We start from the raw sequence: 16,014 nt of genomic DNA, 5'->3' as shown, positions 1-16,014 counted from the left end.
GTTAACCTCATTGCTGCACCAGGTGCCCTCCGGGGCTCGGTGCGCCGCGTCCCGATCCCAGCACTCCACTGCCGTGGAGTCGCGGCGATGCACGGGGCGACGATTCTCCGGGAGCCCACCGCAGCGCGTACGCAGCCTGCCTGCGCGACATGCGGCCGCATCCCGAAGCCGTGACGGCACCTGACTCCCACCCGCGGCCTCCCACCTCGAGGCCAGGACGGGCGGAGCGCGGGCCACCGTCACGCGACGGGGGCCCGGGATTCGCAGGCAGCGTGGGGGTTACGCCCTCAGGGGAGGTCGACATACGACCGGCCCACGCGCCACTCAGCACCACCGTGCTTCATGCACCGCACCTCGCAGCTCTCCCTCGACGGGCTCCCGCCATTCGAGGGACCACCGCCTCGGACCGACGCAGTCGAGCGTCGGTCAGGACAGCACAACCGGTCGCCGAGCCAGACAGGCCGACGTCCGCTCCAGGGAAGGACCCTTAGTGAGCGACTCCACCGATCTGATGGGCGCGCGCCCGGACGCCGACGCGTCGGACGCAGCCGCCGCCCCCGCTGCCCCGGCGCGGCGCCGCCGCAGCGCCGCCGCGGGCCTGGACGGCATGGTCCTGGCCGAGCTGCAGAAGCTCGCCGCGGACCTTGGCATCACCGGTACCGGACGCATGCGCAAGAGCCAGCTGATCGAGACCATCAAGGAGAAGAGCGGCGGAGACCCGCTGCTCGCCGCCGGTGGCGCCCCGGCCGCCAAGCGCACCGCCGCCAAGGCGGACGCCGAGGCCCCGGCCGAGAAGCCGGCCCGCCGCACCAAGGCCGCCGCCAAGGCCGACGCCGAGGCCCCGGCCGCCGCCGAGCCGCAGGCCCAGATCGAGATCCCGGTCCAGGCCGCCGCCGAGACCGCCGCGCCGGCCCGTACCGAGCGCACCCGCCGTCGTGCCACCTCGGCCGCCGGCGCCCCCACCGCCCCGGCCGCCGAGGCCGCGGCCGAGGCCGCCACCGTCGCGGTGGCCGAGCCCAAGCAGGCCGAGGCCCGCCCGGCCGAGACCCGCGGCTTCGAGGGCCGCGAGGACGGCCGCGAGAGCCGTCGCGACCGCCGTGAGCGCCGCGACCGCCGCGAGGCCGGCGACCGCCGCGAGGGCGGCGAGCGCACCGAGGCCCAGGGCGGCGAGGCCCAGGACGGCGACTCCCGCGAGTCGCGTCGCGACCGCCGCAACCGCCGCGAGCGCGCCGACCGCCAGGGCCAGCCGCAGGGCGGCGGCCAGGGCGACCAGCAGGGCCGCCAGGGCCAGCAGACCCAGCAGGCCCAGCAGCCGCAGGCCCAGCAGGGCGGCTACGACGACGACGAGTTCGGCGAGGGCCGCCGGGGCCGGCGCGGTCGCTACCGCGACCGCCGTGGCCGTCGCGGCCGTGACGGCTTCGAGGCCGGCACCGTCGAGCCGCAGATCGGCGAGGACGACGTCCTGATCCCGGTCGCGGGCATCCTCGACATCCTCGACAACTACGCGTTCGTGCGCACCTCCGGCTACCTGCCGGGCCAGAACGACGTCTACGTCTCGCTCGCCCAGGTCCGCAAGAACGGCCTGCGCAAGGGTGACGCCATCACCGGTGCGGTCCGCCAGCCGCGCGAGGGCGAGCGCCGCGAGAAGTTCAACGCCATGGTGCGCCTGGACTCCGTCAACGGCATGGACCCGGAGAGCGGCCGCGGCCGCCCCGAGTTCAACAAGCTCACCCCGCTGTACCCGCAGGAGCGGCTGCGCCTGGAGACCGACCCGGGCGTGCTGACCACCCGGATCATCGACCTCGTGTCGCCGATCGGCAAGGGCCAGCGCGGTCTGATCGTCGCGCCGCCGAAGACCGGCAAGACGATGGTGCTGCAGGCGGTCGCCAACGCGATCACCCACAACAACCCCGAGTGCCACCTGATGGTCGTCCTGGTCGACGAGCGTCCGGAAGAGGTCACCGACATGCAGCGGTCGGTGAAGGGCGAGGTCATCTCCTCGACCTTCGACCGCCCGGCCGAGGACCACACCACCGTCGCCGAGCTGGCCATCGAGCGCGCCAAGCGCCTGGTCGAGCTGGGCCACGACGTGGTCATCCTGCTGGACTCGATCACCCGTCTGGGCCGCGCCTACAACCTGGCGGCGCCGGCCTCCGGCCGCATCCTGTCCGGTGGTGTCGACTCGACCGCGCTCTACCCGCCGAAGAAGTTCTTCGGTGCCGCGCGCAACATCGAGAACGGCGGCTCGCTGACCATCCTGGCCACCGCGCTGGTCGAGACCGGCTCGCGCATGGACGAGGTGATCTTCGAGGAGTTCAAGGGCACCGGCAACATGGAGCTCAAGCTCGACCGGAAGCTCTCGGACAAGCGCATCTTCCCGGCCGTCGACGTGGACGCCTCCAGCACCCGCAAGGAGGAGATCCTGCTCGGCAGCGAGGAGTTGGCCATCGTCTGGAAGCTGCGCCGGGTGCTGCACGCGCTCGACTCGCAGCAGGCGATCGAGCTGCTGCTGGACAAGATGAAGCAGACCAAGAGCAACGCCGAGTTCCTGATGCAGATCGCCAAGACCACCCCCGGCTCCGGCGACTGACCGTAGCCGGACGGCTGTCGAAGCACGGAACCCCGGATCGCGCGAGCGGTCCGGGGTTCCGTGCGTCCGCGCCGCTTTGTTCCAGAGTCGGGACAACTTGGGAGTCTTTGGATCATGTTGTCCGATTTATTCTGGACCGTATGGCCGAGCACAAGAGGATCCCGAGTCGCCGCCGCACGGTCCTGCGGACGGCAGCCTGCGCGTTCGTCGCACTCGTCGTCCTCGGCGCGGGTGCGGCGGTCTACGCGTACGTGAAGCTCAACGGCAACATCAAGAGCGTCGACATCGACGGCCGCCTCGGCGACGCCCGGCCGCCGGCCGCCACCGACGGCTCCTTCAACATCCTGGTGCTGGGCTCCGACTCGCGCGCCGGCGAGAACGGCGACCTGGCCGGCGGGAACACCGGTGACACCGCCCGCTCCGACACCGCGATGGTGGTGCACGTCAACCAGGACCACTCGCGGGCGCAGATCGTCTCGATACCGCGCGACACCCTGGTCACCCGCCCCGACTGCACCGACGCGAACGGCAAGGCCGTGCCCGGCGCCAAGCGCGCGATGTACAACAGCGCCTTCGAGAGCGGCGGCGCGGCCTGCGCGGTCAAGACCACCGAGCAGCTCACCGGCCTGCGGATGGACCACTACCTGCAGATCGACTTCGCCGGCTTCGCCCGGGTCGTGGACGCGATAGGCGGGGCCACCGTGACCACCACGGTGGCCATCCACGACAAGGACAGCGGGCTCGACCTGCCCGCCGGGCGGCACCACCTCGACGGGCAGCAGGCGCTGGCCTTCGTCCGCACCCGGCACGGCGTCGGCGACGGCAGCGACCTGGGCCGGATCGAGCTGCAGAAGCAGATGGTGAAGTCCCTGCTCCAGCAGGCCGGCGGGGCCGGACTGTTCACCGACCCGGTCAAGCTGTGGTCGATCGGCGACACCGTGACCAAGAGCATCACCACCGACTCCGCGCTGGGCTCGGTGAACTCCCTGGTGGGGCTCGTCCAGGAGCTCAAGGGGGTCGGGCCGGACCAGCTGAGCATGGTCACCGTGCCGGTGGAGACGGCCCCCGGCGACCCCAACCGGGTGGTCGAGCAGCAGCCGCAGGCCGACCAGCTCTGGGCGGCCCTCAAGGCCGACCGGGAGTTCCCGCAGGCGGTCGTCTCCGCGCAGCCGGAGAACCCCGCTCAGACCGCTGCCACGGCCCCCGCGACGGCCCCCGCGCGGACCGCGGGGAAGCCGACCGCGAAGGCCACGGCCACCCGCTGAGCGGGCCCGGAATATCCCGGAACGCGACCCGGTTTGGGAAGATGCGGCCGGTCCTGGCAGACTGGTCCGTCGGTCCCGGTTCACGTGCGGCACTCCAGCCGCCGACCCGGTGCCCTCCCGAAACCTAGGAGAACCCCTTGAAGCCCAACGTTCACCCCGAGTACGTGGTCACGCGCGTGACCTGCACCTGCGGCGCCGAGTTCACCACCCGCTCGACCGAGACCAGTGGCGAGATCCGCGCCGAGGTCTGCTCGCAGTGCCACCCGTTCTACACCGGCAAGCAGAAGATCCTCGACACCGGTGGCCGCGTGGCCCGCTTCGAGGCCCGCTTCGGCAAGCAGCACAGCGCGAAGGCCTAGCGCTCCCTCGGCGCCGGTTCCCGGCGCCCCCGTACGCGTAGTCGGGGGCGCTGGGGGCCGGCGCCGTTCGCGTCCCCCCGCGCGGTCCCCCCGCTTTTCCCCTCCCCACCAGATCCGAGCCCCCGGGAAGAAGGCCACCCCATGTTCGAGGCAGTCGAAGAGCTCCTCGTCGAGCACGCCGACCTCGAGACGAGGCTGGCCGACCCGTCCGTCCACGCCGACCAGGCCAACGCGCGCAAGCTGGCCAAGCGGTACGCTGAGCTGACCCCGATCACCCGGGTCTACCGGCAGTGGCGGCAGGCCGGCGAGGACATCGAGGCCGCGCGCGAACTCGCCGCCGAGGACCCGGAGTTCATCGCCGAGGTGAAGGACTCCGAGGCGCGCCGCGACGAGCTCACCGAGGAACTGCGCCTGTTGCTGGTGCCGCGCGACCCGAGCGACGACAAGGACGTCATCCTGGAGATCAAGGCGGGCGAGGGCGGCGAGGAGTCCGCGCTGTTCGCCGGAGACCTGCTCCGGATGTACCTGCGCTTCGCCGAGCGGATCGGCTGGAAGACCGAGATCATCGACTTCAACGAGTCCGACCTCGGCGGCTACAAGGACGTCTCGGTGGCCGTGAAGACCAAGGGCAACGCCGAGCCCGGCCAGGGCGTCTGGGCCCGGCTGAAGTACGAGGGCGGCGTGCACCGCGTGCAGCGCGTCCCCGCCACCGAGTCCCAGGGCCGCATCCACACCTCCGCGGCGGGCGTGCTGGTCACCCCCGAGGCGGAGGAGGTCGAGGTCGAGATCCTCGCCAACGACCTGCGGATCGACGTCTACCGGTCCTCCGGCCCCGGCGGCCAGTCGGTCAACACCACCGACTCCGCGGTCCGGATCACCCACCTGCCGACCGGTATCGTGGCGTCCTGCCAGAACGAGAAGAGCCAGCTGCAGAACAAGGAGCAGGCGATGCGCATCCTGCGTTCGCGGCTGCTGGCCGCCGCGCAGGAGGAGGCCGAGCGCGAGGCCTCGGACGCGCGCCGCAGCCAGGTCCGCACGGTGGACCGCTCCGAGCGGATCCGGACGTACAACTACCCCGAGAACCGCATCTCGGACCACCGCACCGGGTTCAAGGCGTACAACCTGGACCAGGTCCTGGACGGCGACCTGAACGCCGTGATCCAGTCCTGCGTGGACAAGGACGCGGCGGCCAAGCTCGCCGCGGCCCAAGAGAACTGAGACCGGCGCGCCCCAGCCCACGCGCAGCCCGGAAGCCGGAGCGCAGAAACAAGAGGTCGTACGGATGAACCTGCTGCTCGCGGAGGTGGCCCAGGCCACCCAGCGGTTGGCCGCGGCCGGCGTGCCGTCGCCGCGCTTCGACGCGGAGGAGCTCGCCGCCTACGTCCACAACGTCAAGCGAAGCCAGCTGCACACGGTCAAGGACGCCGACTTCGACGCCCGCTACTGGGAGGCGGTCTCCCGCCGCGAGGCGCGCGAGCCGCTCCAGCACATCACCGGACGGGCGTTCTTCCGCTACCTCGAACTGGAGGTCGGCCCCGGGGTGTTCGTGCCCCGGCCGGAGACCGAGACGGTCGTCGAGTGGGCCATAGACGCGGTGCGCGACATGGACGTGGCCGAGCCGCTGGTGGTGGACCTGTGCTCCGGCTCCGGCGCGATCGCCCTCGCCCTGGCCCAGGAGCTGCCGCGCTCCACCGTGCACGCCTTCGAGCTGGACGAGGGGGCGCTGCGGTACACCCGGCGCAACATCGACGCCAGCCCGGACCGCGCCCGGATCACCCTGCACGCCGGGGACGCCACCAAGGCCTTCGAGGACGACCGCTCCTGGGACGGCCGCTTCGACCTGGTGATCTCCAACCCGCCGTACATCCCGCTCACCGAGTGGGAGTACGTCGCGCCGGAGGCCCGCGACCACGACCCGCAGATGTCGCTGTTCTCCGGCGAGGACGGCCTGGACACCATCCGCGGCATCGAGCGGGTGGCCGCCCGGCTGCTGCGCCCGGGCGGCGCGGTGGTGATCGAGCACGCCGACCAGCAGGGCGGCCAGGTTCCGTGGATCTTCAACGAGGAACGCGGCTGGACGGACACCGCCGACCACCGCGACCTGAACAACCGGCCGCGCTTCACGACCGCCCGCAGGGTCGGGTCGTGAACATCCAGGCGCAGTACGACCGCCCGCAGGGTCGGGTCGTGAACATCCAGGCGCAGTACGACCGCCCGCAGGGTCGGGTCGTGACCGTCGGGCGCCGCAAGGCCGCGCAGTGACCGCCATGAGCCACTTCGGAAGGGGACCGCACCGATGAGCCGCCGCTACGACTGTGCCGATGCCGGGGACCGCGCCACCGGCCTGCGCGAGGCCGCCTCGGCCGTCCGCCGCGGCGAACTCGTCGTGATGCCCACCGACACGCTCTACGGGGTCGGTGCGGACGCCTTCTCCCCGGAGGCCGTCGGCGAGCTGATGACGGCCAGGGGCCGCGGCCGCAGCACCCCCTCCCCGGTGCTGGTCGGCTCGCCGACCACCCTGCACGGCCTGGTCACCGACTTCTCCGAGCAGGCCTGGGAGCTGGTCGACGCCTTCTGGCCAGGCGGGCTCACCCTGGTCGCCAAGCACCAGCCCTCGCTGCGCTGGGACCTCGGCGACACCCGCGGCACCGTCGCGGTCCGGATGCCGCTGCACCCGGTCGCCATCGAGCTGCTGAACGCCACCGGGCCGATGGCCGTCTCCAGCGCCAACCGGATCGGCGGGTCCTCCCCGCTGACCTGCGACGAGGCGCAGGGGCAGCTCGGCGACGCGGTCTCGGTCTACCTGGACGGCGGGTCCGCCGACCACGCCGCCGCCTCGTCCATCGTCGACGTCACCGGCAAGGTCCCGGTTCTGCTGCGGGCGGGCGCGATCAGCGTCGAGCAGCTGAGGGAGGTCGTCCCCGACCTGGAGGCCGGCAGTTGACGCCCACCGCCTCGCTGCACGCCGGGCCGGGCATAGCGCCGTACCTGAGCGTCGGCCCCAGGCCGCTGGACCACTTCCGGATCCTGTTCGTCTGCACCGGGAACATCTGCCGCTCACCGATCGCCGAGCGGCTCACCCGGCGTGAGCTGGACACCCGGCTGAGTCCGCGGGTGGCCGGGCGGATCCTGGTCGAGAGCGCCGGCACCTGGGGCCACGAGGGCGCGCCGATGGAGGACCACGCCGCGACCGTGCTCGACGAGTACGGCGCCGACAGCGGCGGCTTCACCGGCCGCGAGCTGCTGGACGAGCACGTGGTCGAGGCCGACCTGGTGCTCACCGCGACCCTGGACCACCGCGCCCAGGTGATCTCGATGGGGCACGAGGCGGGGCTGCGCACCTTCACGCTGAAGGAGTTCACCCGGCTGGTGCGGACGATCGATCCGGGCACCCTGCCGGACCCCCGGCGCGGCGCCGACGTCACCGAGCGGGCCCGCGCGCTGGTCCGGGCGGCCGCCGCGCTGCGCGGCTGGCTGCTGGCCGCCACCCCGGAGTCGGACGAGGTGGACGACCCGTACGGGGCGCCGATCGGCATGTTCCGCAACTGCGGCGAGGAGATATTCCACGCGGTCGACCCGGTGGTCACCGCGCTCACCGGCGTACCGGCGCACCGCTGACCCGCCGAACGGCCCCGTCCCGGCGGGCCGGGGGGCGGTGGCGGTCCTACGCTGGTCTGACCGACCCCGCAGCGCCCGGGAGCACCGCCATGACCGTCACCGATGCCGCCACCGGCCCGACCACGACGAAGGGGCGCCCCTGGGCGTCCGAGGCCCTGCACCGGGCGGATCCGCAGCTGGCCGACCTGCTGGCCGCGGAGGCGGAGCGGCGCGCCGAAACGATCCAGCTGCTGGCGGGGGAGAACCTCACCACCCCCGCCGTCCTGGCGGCCCTCACCGGCCCGCTGATCGACAAGTACGCCGAGGGCTACCCGGGCCGCCGGCACCACACCGGCTGCGCGCTGGCGGACGCCGCCGAGCTGCTGGCGGTCGACCGGGCGCGCGAGCTGTTCGCCGCCCCGCACGCCAACGTCCAGCCCCGGTCGGTGACTTCGGCGATGCTCGCGGCGTACGCGGCGCTGCTGAAGCCCGGTGACGGGGTGCTGGCCATGTCGCTGGAGCACGGCGGTCACCTGAGCTGCGGCTCGCGCGCCAACTTCTCCGGCCGCTGGTTCGACTTCACCGGGTACGGCGTGCGCGAGCACGACGGGCTGATCGACCTCGACCAGGTGCGCGACCTGGCCCGTCGGCACCGCCCCAAGGCCATCGTGGCGGGCTCGATCTCCTACCCCCGGCACCCGGACTGGGCGGCCTTCCGGGAGATCGCCGACGAGGTGGACGCCTATCTGATCGCCTCCGCCGCGCAGACCACCGGTCTGGTCGCGGCCGGTGTGGCGCCCTCGCCGGTGCCGTACGCCGACGTCACCGTGGCGGCCACCCACAAGCTGCTGCGCGGCCCGCGCGGCGGCCTGCTGCTGTGCACGGCGGAGCTCGCGGAGCGGATCGACCGCGCGGTGTTCCCGTTCAGCCAGGGCGGCGCGGCGATGAACGAGGTGGCCGGCAAGGCGGTGGCCCTCGCGGAGGCCTCCACGCCCGCCTACCGGGCGTACGCGGAGCGGACGGTGTCCGGGGCGCGGATGCTGGCCGAGGGGCTCGCAGAGGCCGGAATGCGCCCCCTGACGGGTGGTACCGACACCCACCTGGTGACGGCCGACGTCAGCCCGCTCGGGGTGACCGGCGCGGAGGCCGAGCGGCGCTGCGCCGCGGCCGGGCTGCTGCTCGGCAAGTGCGCGCTGCCCTTCGACCCGGCGCCGCCCGCCGAGGCCTCCGGAATCCGGCTCGGCACCGGCACGGTGACCAGTCAGGGGATGGGCGGGGCGGAGCTGTCCGAGATCGCCGGGCTGGTCGCGCGGGTGCTCGCCGGGGGCCCGGTGGCGCCGATCGCGACCCGGGTCCGGGAGCTCGCGCGGACCTTCGGCGACCCGACCTGAGCGCGGTTCCGGGGGGCGGGTCGGAGCCGGTCCCGGCACGGTCCGTCCACGGGCATCCCGATCTCCTACCCGGGAGGGCGAACCGCGATGCACGCCCCGGGCGTCCGACTCAATAAGGTGTGTGCCGTGGCGACGCACCTCGAACCCCGGGAAGGCAGGGGAGTACCTTCGGTACTTCCCCGTTCGACAGTGATGCAGGAGGCCAGTGGTGCGTGAGTATCTGCTGGTGCTGTTCTGCACCGCCGCCGTCACCTACCTGCTGACCGGCCCGGTCCGGAAGTTCGCCATCGCGGCCGGCGCCATGCCGCCGGTGCGCGCCCGTGACGTGCACCGCGAGCCCACTCCGCGGCTCGGCGGCATCGCGATGTTCGGCGGGCTCTGCGCGGGCATCCTGGTCGCTTCGCAGCTCGACAACCTGAGCAAGGTGTTCCAGGGGGGCACCGACATCCGCGCGCTGCTGTCCGGCGCGGGGATCATGTTCCTGCTCGGTGTGCTCGACGACAAGTGGGGCGTGGACGCCCTGGTGAAGCTCGGCGGCCAGATGATCGCCGCCGGTGTGATGGTCTGGCAGGGCGTCACGGTGATCACCCTCCCGGTGCCCGGCGTCGGCGCGGTCGCGGTGAGCCCGACCCAGGGCATGGTCATCTCGGTCACCCTGGTCGTCGTCATGGTCAACGCGGTGAACTTCATCGACGGTCTGGACGGCCTGGCCGGCGGCATGGTCTGCATCGCCGCGATGGCGTTCTTCCTGTACAGCTACCGGCTCTGGTACGGCTACACGATCACCGACGCGGCCCCCGCCGTGCTGTTCAGCGTGCTGCTGATCGGCATGTGCCTGGGCTTCCTGGCGCACAACATGCACCCGGCGCGGATCTTCATGGGCGACTCCGGCTCGATGATGCTGGGCCTGATGCTGGCCGTCGCCGCGATCTCCATCACCGGCCGGGTCGACCCGGACCTGATCAACAACGAGACCGGTTCGCAGACCGCCACCGTGCACGCCCTGGTGCCGATCTACATCCCGCTGCTGCTGCCGCTGACGGTCATCGCGCTGCCGCTGGCCGACCTGCTGCTCGCGGTGGTGCGCCGCACCTGGGCCGGCCAGTCGCCGTTCGCGGCGGACAAGCGCCACCTGCACCACCGACTGCTGCAGGTCGGGCACTCGCACAGCCGCGCCGTGCTGATCATGTACTTCTGGGCCGCGCTGATCGCCTTCGGCACGGTGGCCTTCTCGGTGACCAACACCGGCCGCGCCGTCGTCCTGACGCTCGCCGGGCTCTGCCTGCTCGGCCTGGTGGTGCTGCTGACCCCGCGGTTCCGGCCGCGCGCCCCGCGGGCGGTGCAGTCCTTCGTCCCGCCGCGCTACCGCCGCCAGCCGTCCGGTCCGATGGCTGAACTGTCGGCGAAGGACAAGCAACTTCTGGGTGAAGCCGGTCAGGGCTCCTCCGAGCCTGCCGACCACCGCCCCGCCAGCGGCCGCCGCTGACAAGGGAGTTGACGATCCGCCAGATGGCTTCACCCGTACGGCGGATTCGTTGAGCCGTTGGTGTGACAGGTGCCACACATTCATGGTAAAGCTCTCATCAAATAGTTTGTGATACCGTTCACGAGTACCGAGAACACGCCGAAAGACCTGACAGGTGGATGACTTCCGTCCCTGTCGGTCACCTTCGACGGGCCCGCCGTTCCTGCGGGCGGCCCGGCGGCGATGCCTCGGTCCGGTGTCACCCGCCACCGCTGTGCCCGTCCCCCGCCACATCGACATGCCGCCGGAGCTGCCGACATGCCGTCCACCGACGCCCGGATCCTCCGAGGCGCCGCGATTCCCACTGCGGTCGCCGGGATCATCGCCATGGCGATCTCGTTCGCCGTCGCCGGTGGGAAGGGGTTGCTCGGCGCCCTCTTCGGCGCCCTGCTGGTGATGGCCTTCTTCAGCTTCGGCCAGGTCGCGCTCGACCGGCTGACCAGGTCGAACCCGCACATCCTGATGGCCGCCGGCCTGCTCGTGTACACCACGCAGATCCTGCTGGTCGGCATCGTGCTCGCGATCTTCAAGAACACCGAGTTGTTCAACCGGCAGGCGTTCGCCTTCACCCTGCTCGGCTGCGCCCTGATCTGGACGGGCTTCCAGGTGCGCGGCGCGCTCAAGGCCAAGACCTTCTACGTCGACACCGACGCCTCGGAAAAGAAGGGCGACAAGCCCTCCGACTCGGGACGTCAACAGTGACGAGGCCCGGCTGTCCCCCCAACGAGGGGGGCGGTGTTTATGCCGCACTGACGGCCTGCTATCGTCCGTCGCAACAACGGAGTACGGGAAGAGGCCTGGTCTGTCCGGACAGCGGACCGATCGCCCCCCGGACCCGCGCAGTCTTCGATGATCCCGCAGTCGCGCAGCGCGCCGTCGCGCGGGGTCGGCGAGAAACCCATCAAGTTCCAGTGCCGCTCCGTGGCCTCAGGCCACGCCGACACACCGAGGGTGCCGTATCCATGCGTCACGACGAAGGAGTCCGTGGTGAGTGCTGAACTCACGTCGTACCTCGCCTCAGGCAGTTGCCACTTCGGGGACGCTGGTTGTGGCTTCCCGGCTCCGGGTCTGAACGAGTTCGACTTCAAGCCGATCTTCTCGATCGGCAGCTTCGAGTTCAACAAGCCGATGCTGCTGTCGATTGTCGCTGCCGTGCTGGTGGTCGGCTTCTTCTGGGCGGCCTTCGCCAAGCCGAAGCTGCTGCCGGGCAAGATGCAGCTGGTCGGCGAGATCGGCTACGACTTCGTCAAGCGCTCCATCGTGCTGGAGACGATCGGCAAGAAGGGCGAGAAGTACGTCCCGATGCTGGTCTCGATGTTCTTCTTCGTCTGGCTGATGAACATCATGTCGATCATCCCGTTCGCGCAGTTCCCCGTGACGGCGGCGATCGCGTTCCCGGCCGGCCTCGCGGGTGTCGTGTGGATCACCTACATGACGCTGACCTTCAAGAAGCACGGCTTCGTCGGCGGTCTGAAGAACCTCTGCTGGCCGTCGGGCATCCCCGGCTGGGTCATGTTCATCCTGGTGCCGATCGAGTTCTTCTCGAACATCTTCGTGCGCCCCTTCACGCTCGCGGTCCGAGCCTTCGCGAACATGTTCGCCGGCCACCTGCTGATCGTGATGTTCTCCATCGCCTCCTGGTACCTGCTCAGCCCGACCCTGGGCGCGCTGTACGGCTCGGCCTCGTTCGTCGTCGCCGTCGGCCTGACCGCCTTCGAGCTGCTGGTCCAGTTCCTGCAGGCCTACATCTTCGTGATGCTGGCCAGCAGCTACATCGCCGGTGCCCTGGAAGAGGCGCACTGAGCCTGAGGCCCTGGCCTCTCGTGAACCACCATCCGGATCGCCCGGTGGCCAATCACCACCGGTTCACCACCCCCTGCAAAGGACACAACTGCAATGACCATGATCGCTGAGGGCGTCGTCGGTTCCATCGCTTCCGTCGGTTACGGCCTTGCCGCCATCGGCCCCGGCATCGGCGTCGGTCTGATCTTCGGTAACGGTGTCCAGGCCATGGCCCGCCAGCCCGAGGCTGCCGGTCTCATCCGTTCCAACATGTTCATCGGCTTCGCGCTGACCGAGGCGCTCGCGCTCATCGGCATCGTCATGCCGTTCGTGTTCGGCACCGGCAAGTAATTCCGGCACACCGGTAGTCCCACCAGACGAAAGGTTCAGATATGAACCCCGTGGTCTTCCTCGCGGAAGAGGAGAAGATGAACCCTCTTCTCCCCGCTTGGCCCGAGGTCATCATCGGCCTGCTCTGCTTCTTCATCGTCTTCGGTCTGCTCGGCAAGAAGCTCCTCCCCAGCATCGAGAAGGTGCTGTCGGAGCGCCGGGACGCCATCGAGGGCGGCATGGAGCGCGCCGAGGCCGCTCAGGCCGAGGCCCAGGCCGTGCTTGAGCAGTACCGTGCCGAGCTCGCCGAGGCGCGTCACGAGGCCGCCCGCATTGTCGAGCAGGCTCGCGAGCAGGGCGCCGCCCAGCTCGCCGAGATGCGCGAGGAGGGCCAGCGTCAGCGCGAGGCCATCGTCGCGGCCGGTCACGCCCAGATCGAGGCCGACAAGAAGCAGGCGACTGCCGCCCTGCGCCAGGACGTGGGCTCGCTGGCCACCCAGCTGGCGACCCGCATCGTGGGTGAGTCCCTCGAGGACAGCGCCCGGCAGAGCGGTGTGATCGACCGCTTCCTGGACGAGCTGGAGGCCAAGGCCGCCGTTGCTCAGGGTGCGGCCAAGTGATCGGCGCCAGCCGTGAGGCCCTCGCCGCCGGCCGGCAGAACCTGGAGAGCCTGACCGACTCCACCTCGGTGGACGCGGCCAAGCTCGCCGAGGAGCTCACCGCCGTCACGGCCGTGCTGGACCGTGAGGTGTCGCTGCGCCGCGTCCTGACCGACCCGTCCCGGTCGGGCCAGGACAAGGCCCAGCTGGTCACCTCGCTGCTGACCGGTCAGATCTCCGGCGAGGCCGTCGACCTGGTCTCCGGGCTGGTCCGCTCCCGCTGGTCGGGCTCGCGTGACCTGGTGGACGCGATCGAGGAGCTCGCCGCGTACGCCGAGATCATCGCCGCGGACAAGGCCGGCGCCCTGGACGACGTCGAGGACGAGGTCTTCCGCTTCGGCCGGGTGGTGAGCGGCTCGCACGAGCTGCGCGCCGCGCTGACCGAGCCGAAGGCCGGTGCCGTCGCCAAGGCCGAGCTGATCAAGAAGCTGCTCGGCGGCCGCGCCCACGCCGGCACCGTCCGGCTGGTCACCGCCCTCGTCAACGCGCCGCGTGGCCGTAGCCTGGAGCAGGGCCTCGAGTCCTACTCGAAGCTCGCCGCCGCTCGCCGCGGCCGCGTGGTGGCCCTGGTCACCAGCGCGGTGCCGCTGTCCGACACGCAGAAGGAGCGCCTGTCCGGTGCTCTGGGTCGGATGTACGGCCGCCAGGTCCACCTGAACATCGACGTCGACCCCGAGGTCGTCGGTGGTGTCCGGGTGCAGATCGGCGACGAGATCATCGACGGCACCGTGTCGAGCCGCCTCGAGGGCGCTCGCCAGCAGCTCGAAGGCTGAGCACCGAAGCAGCACATCCGACCCTCGGTCGGGAAACCGGCTCCCCAAGGAGCCGGCAAATCGTACGGCCGGTTCGGAAGACCCGGCCGAGAGTCGAATACTTGCGGCCCTCAATGGCGGGCCGAGGATCGCAAACTAGGAGAGCAGGGAAGCCTGATGGCGGAGCTTACGATCCGTCCGGAGGAGATCCGGGACGCGCTGGCCGACTTTGTCCAGTCGTACCAGCCGGACGCCGCTTCTGTGGAAGAGGTCGGCACGGTCACTGACGCGGCGGACGGCATCGCGCATGTCGAGGGTCTGCCCTCGGTCATGGCGAACGAGCTGCTGAAGTTCGAGGACGGCACGCTCGGCCTCGCGCTGAACCTCGACACCCGCGAGATCGGTGTCGTCATCCTCGGTGAGTTCGGCGGCATCGAAGAGGGCCAGACCGTGCGCCGCACCGGTGAGGTCCTCTCGGTTCCGGTCGGCGACGGCTACCTGGGCCGCGTCGTGGACCCGCTGGGCAACCCGATCGACGGCCTGGGCGAGATCGCCGCCGAGGGTCGCCGCGCCCTGGAGCTGCAGGCCCCCGGCGTCATGGCCCGCAAGTCGGTCAAGCAGCCGCTGCAGACCGGCATCAAGGCCATCGACGCGATGACCCCGATCGGCCGCGGCCAGCGCCAGCTGATCATCGGTGACCGCCAGACCGGCAAGACCGCGGTGGCCGTCGACACGATCATCAACCAGCGCGACAACTGGCGCTCGGGCGACCCGGAGAAGCAGGTCCGCTGCATCTACGTCGCCGTGGGCCAGAAGGGCTCCACCATCGCGTCCGTCCGCGGCGCCCTGGAGGAGGCCGGCGCGCTGGAGTACACCACCATCGTGGCCGCTCCCGCCTCCGACCCGGCCGGCTTCAAGTACCTCGCCCCGTACACCGGTTCGGCCATCGGCCAGCACTGGATGTACGCCGGCAAGCACGTCCTGATCATCTTCGACGACCTGTCGAAGCAGGCCGAGGCCTACCGCTCCGTCTCCCTGCTGCTGCGCCGCCCGCCGGGCCGCGAGGCCTACCCGGGTGACGTCTTCTACCTGCACTCCCGCCTGCTGGAGCGCTGCGCCAAGCTGAACGACGAGCTGGGCGGCGGCTCGATGACCGGTCTGCCGATCATCGAGACCAAGGCCAACGACGTCTCGGCGTACATCCCGACCAACGTCATCTCCATCACCGACGGCCAGTGCTTCCTGGAGTCCGACCTGTTCAACGCCGGCATCCGCCCGGCCGTGAACGTCGGTATCTCGGTCTCCCGCGTCGGTGGCTCCGCCCAGATCAAGGCCATGCGCTCGGTCGCCGGCCGTCTGCGCCTGGACCTCGCCCAGTACCGTGAGCTGGAGGCCTTCGCCGGCTTCGGTTCCGACCTGGACGCGGCCTCCAAGGCCCAGCTGGAGCGCGGTGCGCGCATGGTCGAGCTGCTGAAGCAGGGCCAGTACCAGCCGTTCCCGGTCGAGGAGCAGGTCGTCTCCATCTGGGCCGGCACCACCGGCAAGCTGGACGACGTCCCGGTCGCCGAGATCCGCCGCTTCGAGCGCGAGTTCCTGGACCACGTGCGCCTGCAGCACAAGGACCTGCTCGCCGGCATCGTCGAGACCGGCCTGCTGGCCGACGGCACCATCGACGCGCTGACCAGCGCCATCGAGGCCTTCAAGCAGGGTTACCAGACCGCCGACGGCAAGCTGCTCTCCGAGCAGGCCTGAGTCCGGTAGCGA

15 protein-coding genes are annotated in these 16,014 nt (G+C 71.0%); all 15 read left to right on the top strand.

Features of this window, described 5'->3' with window-relative positions; translation table 11 throughout:
* Window positions 1-490: 490 nt before the first annotated feature.
* Window positions 491-2,590, top strand: a complete 2,100-nt coding sequence (gene rho, locus ACIRD3_RS28365) for a transcription termination factor Rho (protein WP_402222163.1) — start codon at window positions 491-493, stop codon at window positions 2,588-2,590.
* Between the two features lie 140 nt (window positions 2,591-2,730).
* Window positions 2,731-3,855: an LCP family protein gene (locus ACIRD3_RS28360; RefSeq protein WP_402222161.1), complete on the top strand. Its 1,125-nt coding sequence runs from the start codon at window positions 2,731-2,733 to the stop codon at window positions 3,853-3,855.
* Window positions 3,856-3,992: 137 nt separating this feature from the next.
* Window positions 3,993-4,214, top strand: coding sequence for a 50S ribosomal protein L31 (rpmE, locus tag ACIRD3_RS28355; RefSeq protein ID WP_030057539.1), 222 nt, complete (start codon window positions 3,993-3,995; stop codon window positions 4,212-4,214).
* Window positions 4,215-4,355: 141 nt separating this feature from the next.
* Window positions 4,356-5,432 (top strand): peptide chain release factor 1, encoded by a 1,077-nt coding sequence (prfA, locus tag ACIRD3_RS28350; RefSeq protein ID WP_402222158.1) that lies wholly within the window; start codon window positions 4,356-4,358, stop codon window positions 5,430-5,432.
* A 64-nt stretch (window positions 5,433-5,496) separates the two neighbouring features.
* Complete coding sequence (prmC, locus tag ACIRD3_RS28345; RefSeq protein WP_402222155.1) at window positions 5,497-6,363, top strand: peptide chain release factor N(5)-glutamine methyltransferase; 867 nt, start codon at window positions 5,497-5,499, stop codon at window positions 6,361-6,363.
* 147 nt (window positions 6,364-6,510) lie between these two features.
* Window positions 6,511-7,158 (top strand): L-threonylcarbamoyladenylate synthase, encoded by a 648-nt coding sequence (locus tag ACIRD3_RS28340; RefSeq protein WP_402222152.1) that lies wholly within the window; start codon window positions 6,511-6,513, stop codon window positions 7,156-7,158.
* A gap of 32 nt (window positions 7,159-7,190) precedes the next feature.
* Window positions 7,191-7,832 (top strand): low molecular weight phosphatase family protein, encoded by a 642-nt coding sequence (locus ACIRD3_RS28335; protein WP_051829598.1) that lies wholly within the window; start codon window positions 7,191-7,193, stop codon window positions 7,830-7,832.
* An 89-nt stretch (window positions 7,833-7,921) separates the two neighbouring features.
* Window positions 7,922-9,202: a serine hydroxymethyltransferase gene (gene glyA / locus ACIRD3_RS28330; protein ID WP_402222149.1), complete on the top strand. Its 1,281-nt coding sequence runs from the start codon at window positions 7,922-7,924 to the stop codon at window positions 9,200-9,202.
* A 208-nt stretch (window positions 9,203-9,410) separates the two neighbouring features.
* Window positions 9,411-10,688 carry an MraY family glycosyltransferase gene (locus ACIRD3_RS28325; protein WP_402222146.1) on the top strand — a complete coding sequence of 426 codons (1,278 nt, stop codon included), beginning with the start codon at window positions 9,411-9,413 and terminating at the stop codon, window positions 10,686-10,688.
* Between the two features lie 297 nt (window positions 10,689-10,985).
* A complete protein-coding gene (locus ACIRD3_RS28320) occupies window positions 10,986-11,429 on the top strand; it encodes a hypothetical protein (RefSeq protein ID WP_350522921.1) in 444 nt (147 codons plus the stop codon).
* Window positions 11,430-11,714: 285 nt separating this feature from the next.
* On the top strand, window positions 11,715-12,530 hold the full coding sequence (gene atpB / locus ACIRD3_RS28315; RefSeq protein WP_402222142.1) for a F0F1 ATP synthase subunit A: 816 nt from the start codon (window positions 11,715-11,717) through the stop codon (window positions 12,528-12,530).
* 93 nt (window positions 12,531-12,623) lie between these two features.
* Window positions 12,624-12,860: an ATP synthase F0 subunit C gene (atpE, locus tag ACIRD3_RS28310; protein ID WP_097236234.1), complete on the top strand. Its 237-nt coding sequence runs from the start codon at window positions 12,624-12,626 to the stop codon at window positions 12,858-12,860.
* Between the two features lie 41 nt (window positions 12,861-12,901).
* Complete coding sequence (locus ACIRD3_RS28305) at window positions 12,902-13,459, top strand: F0F1 ATP synthase subunit B (RefSeq protein WP_402222139.1); 558 nt, start codon at window positions 12,902-12,904, stop codon at window positions 13,457-13,459.
* Window positions 13,456-14,271, top strand: a complete 816-nt coding sequence (locus tag ACIRD3_RS28300; RefSeq protein ID WP_402222137.1) for a F0F1 ATP synthase subunit delta — start codon at window positions 13,456-13,458, stop codon at window positions 14,269-14,271. The genes ACIRD3_RS28305 and ACIRD3_RS28300 overlap by 4 nt, the downstream gene beginning before the upstream one ends.
* Before the next feature lie 156 nt (window positions 14,272-14,427).
* Window positions 14,428-16,002, top strand: a complete 1,575-nt coding sequence (atpA, locus tag ACIRD3_RS28295; RefSeq protein WP_402222134.1) for a F0F1 ATP synthase subunit alpha — start codon at window positions 14,428-14,430, stop codon at window positions 16,000-16,002.
* The last annotated feature ends 12 nt before the right edge of the window (window positions 16,003-16,014 follow it).

The sequence above is a fragment of the Kitasatospora sp. NPDC093550 genome (genome assembly GCF_044764985.1).
Classification (GTDB): domain Bacteria; phylum Actinomycetota; class Actinomycetes; order Streptomycetales; family Streptomycetaceae; genus Kitasatospora.
Note: the sequence above shows the minus strand (reverse complement) of the source record. Positions and strands in the feature narration are given on the sequence as shown.

Excerpts from the sequence above, each read along its gene's own strand:
- prmC (WP_402222155.1), top strand. The coding sequence starts at position 5,497 with ATGAACCTGCTGCTCGCGGAGGTGGCCCAGGCCACCCAGCGGTTGGCC.
- ACIRD3_RS28360 (WP_402222161.1), top strand. The coding sequence starts at position 2,731 with ATGGCCGAGCACAAGAGGATCCCGAGTCGCCGCCGCACGGTCCTGCGG.
- atpE (WP_097236234.1), top strand. The coding sequence starts at position 12,624 with ATGACCATGATCGCTGAGGGCGTCGTCGGTTCCATCGCTTCCGTCGGT.
- ACIRD3_RS28320 (WP_350522921.1), top strand. The coding sequence starts at position 10,986 with ATGCCGTCCACCGACGCCCGGATCCTCCGAGGCGCCGCGATTCCCACT.
- ACIRD3_RS28305 (WP_402222139.1), top strand. The coding sequence starts at position 12,902 with ATGAACCCCGTGGTCTTCCTCGCGGAAGAGGAGAAGATGAACCCTCTT.
- atpA (WP_402222134.1), top strand. The coding sequence starts at position 14,428 with ATGGCGGAGCTTACGATCCGTCCGGAGGAGATCCGGGACGCGCTGGCC.
- ACIRD3_RS28340 (WP_402222152.1), top strand. The coding sequence starts at position 6,511 with ATGAGCCGCCGCTACGACTGTGCCGATGCCGGGGACCGCGCCACCGGC.
- glyA (WP_402222149.1), top strand. The coding sequence starts at position 7,922 with ATGACCGTCACCGATGCCGCCACCGGCCCGACCACGACGAAGGGGCGC.
- prfA (WP_402222158.1), top strand. The coding sequence starts at position 4,356 with ATGTTCGAGGCAGTCGAAGAGCTCCTCGTCGAGCACGCCGACCTCGAG.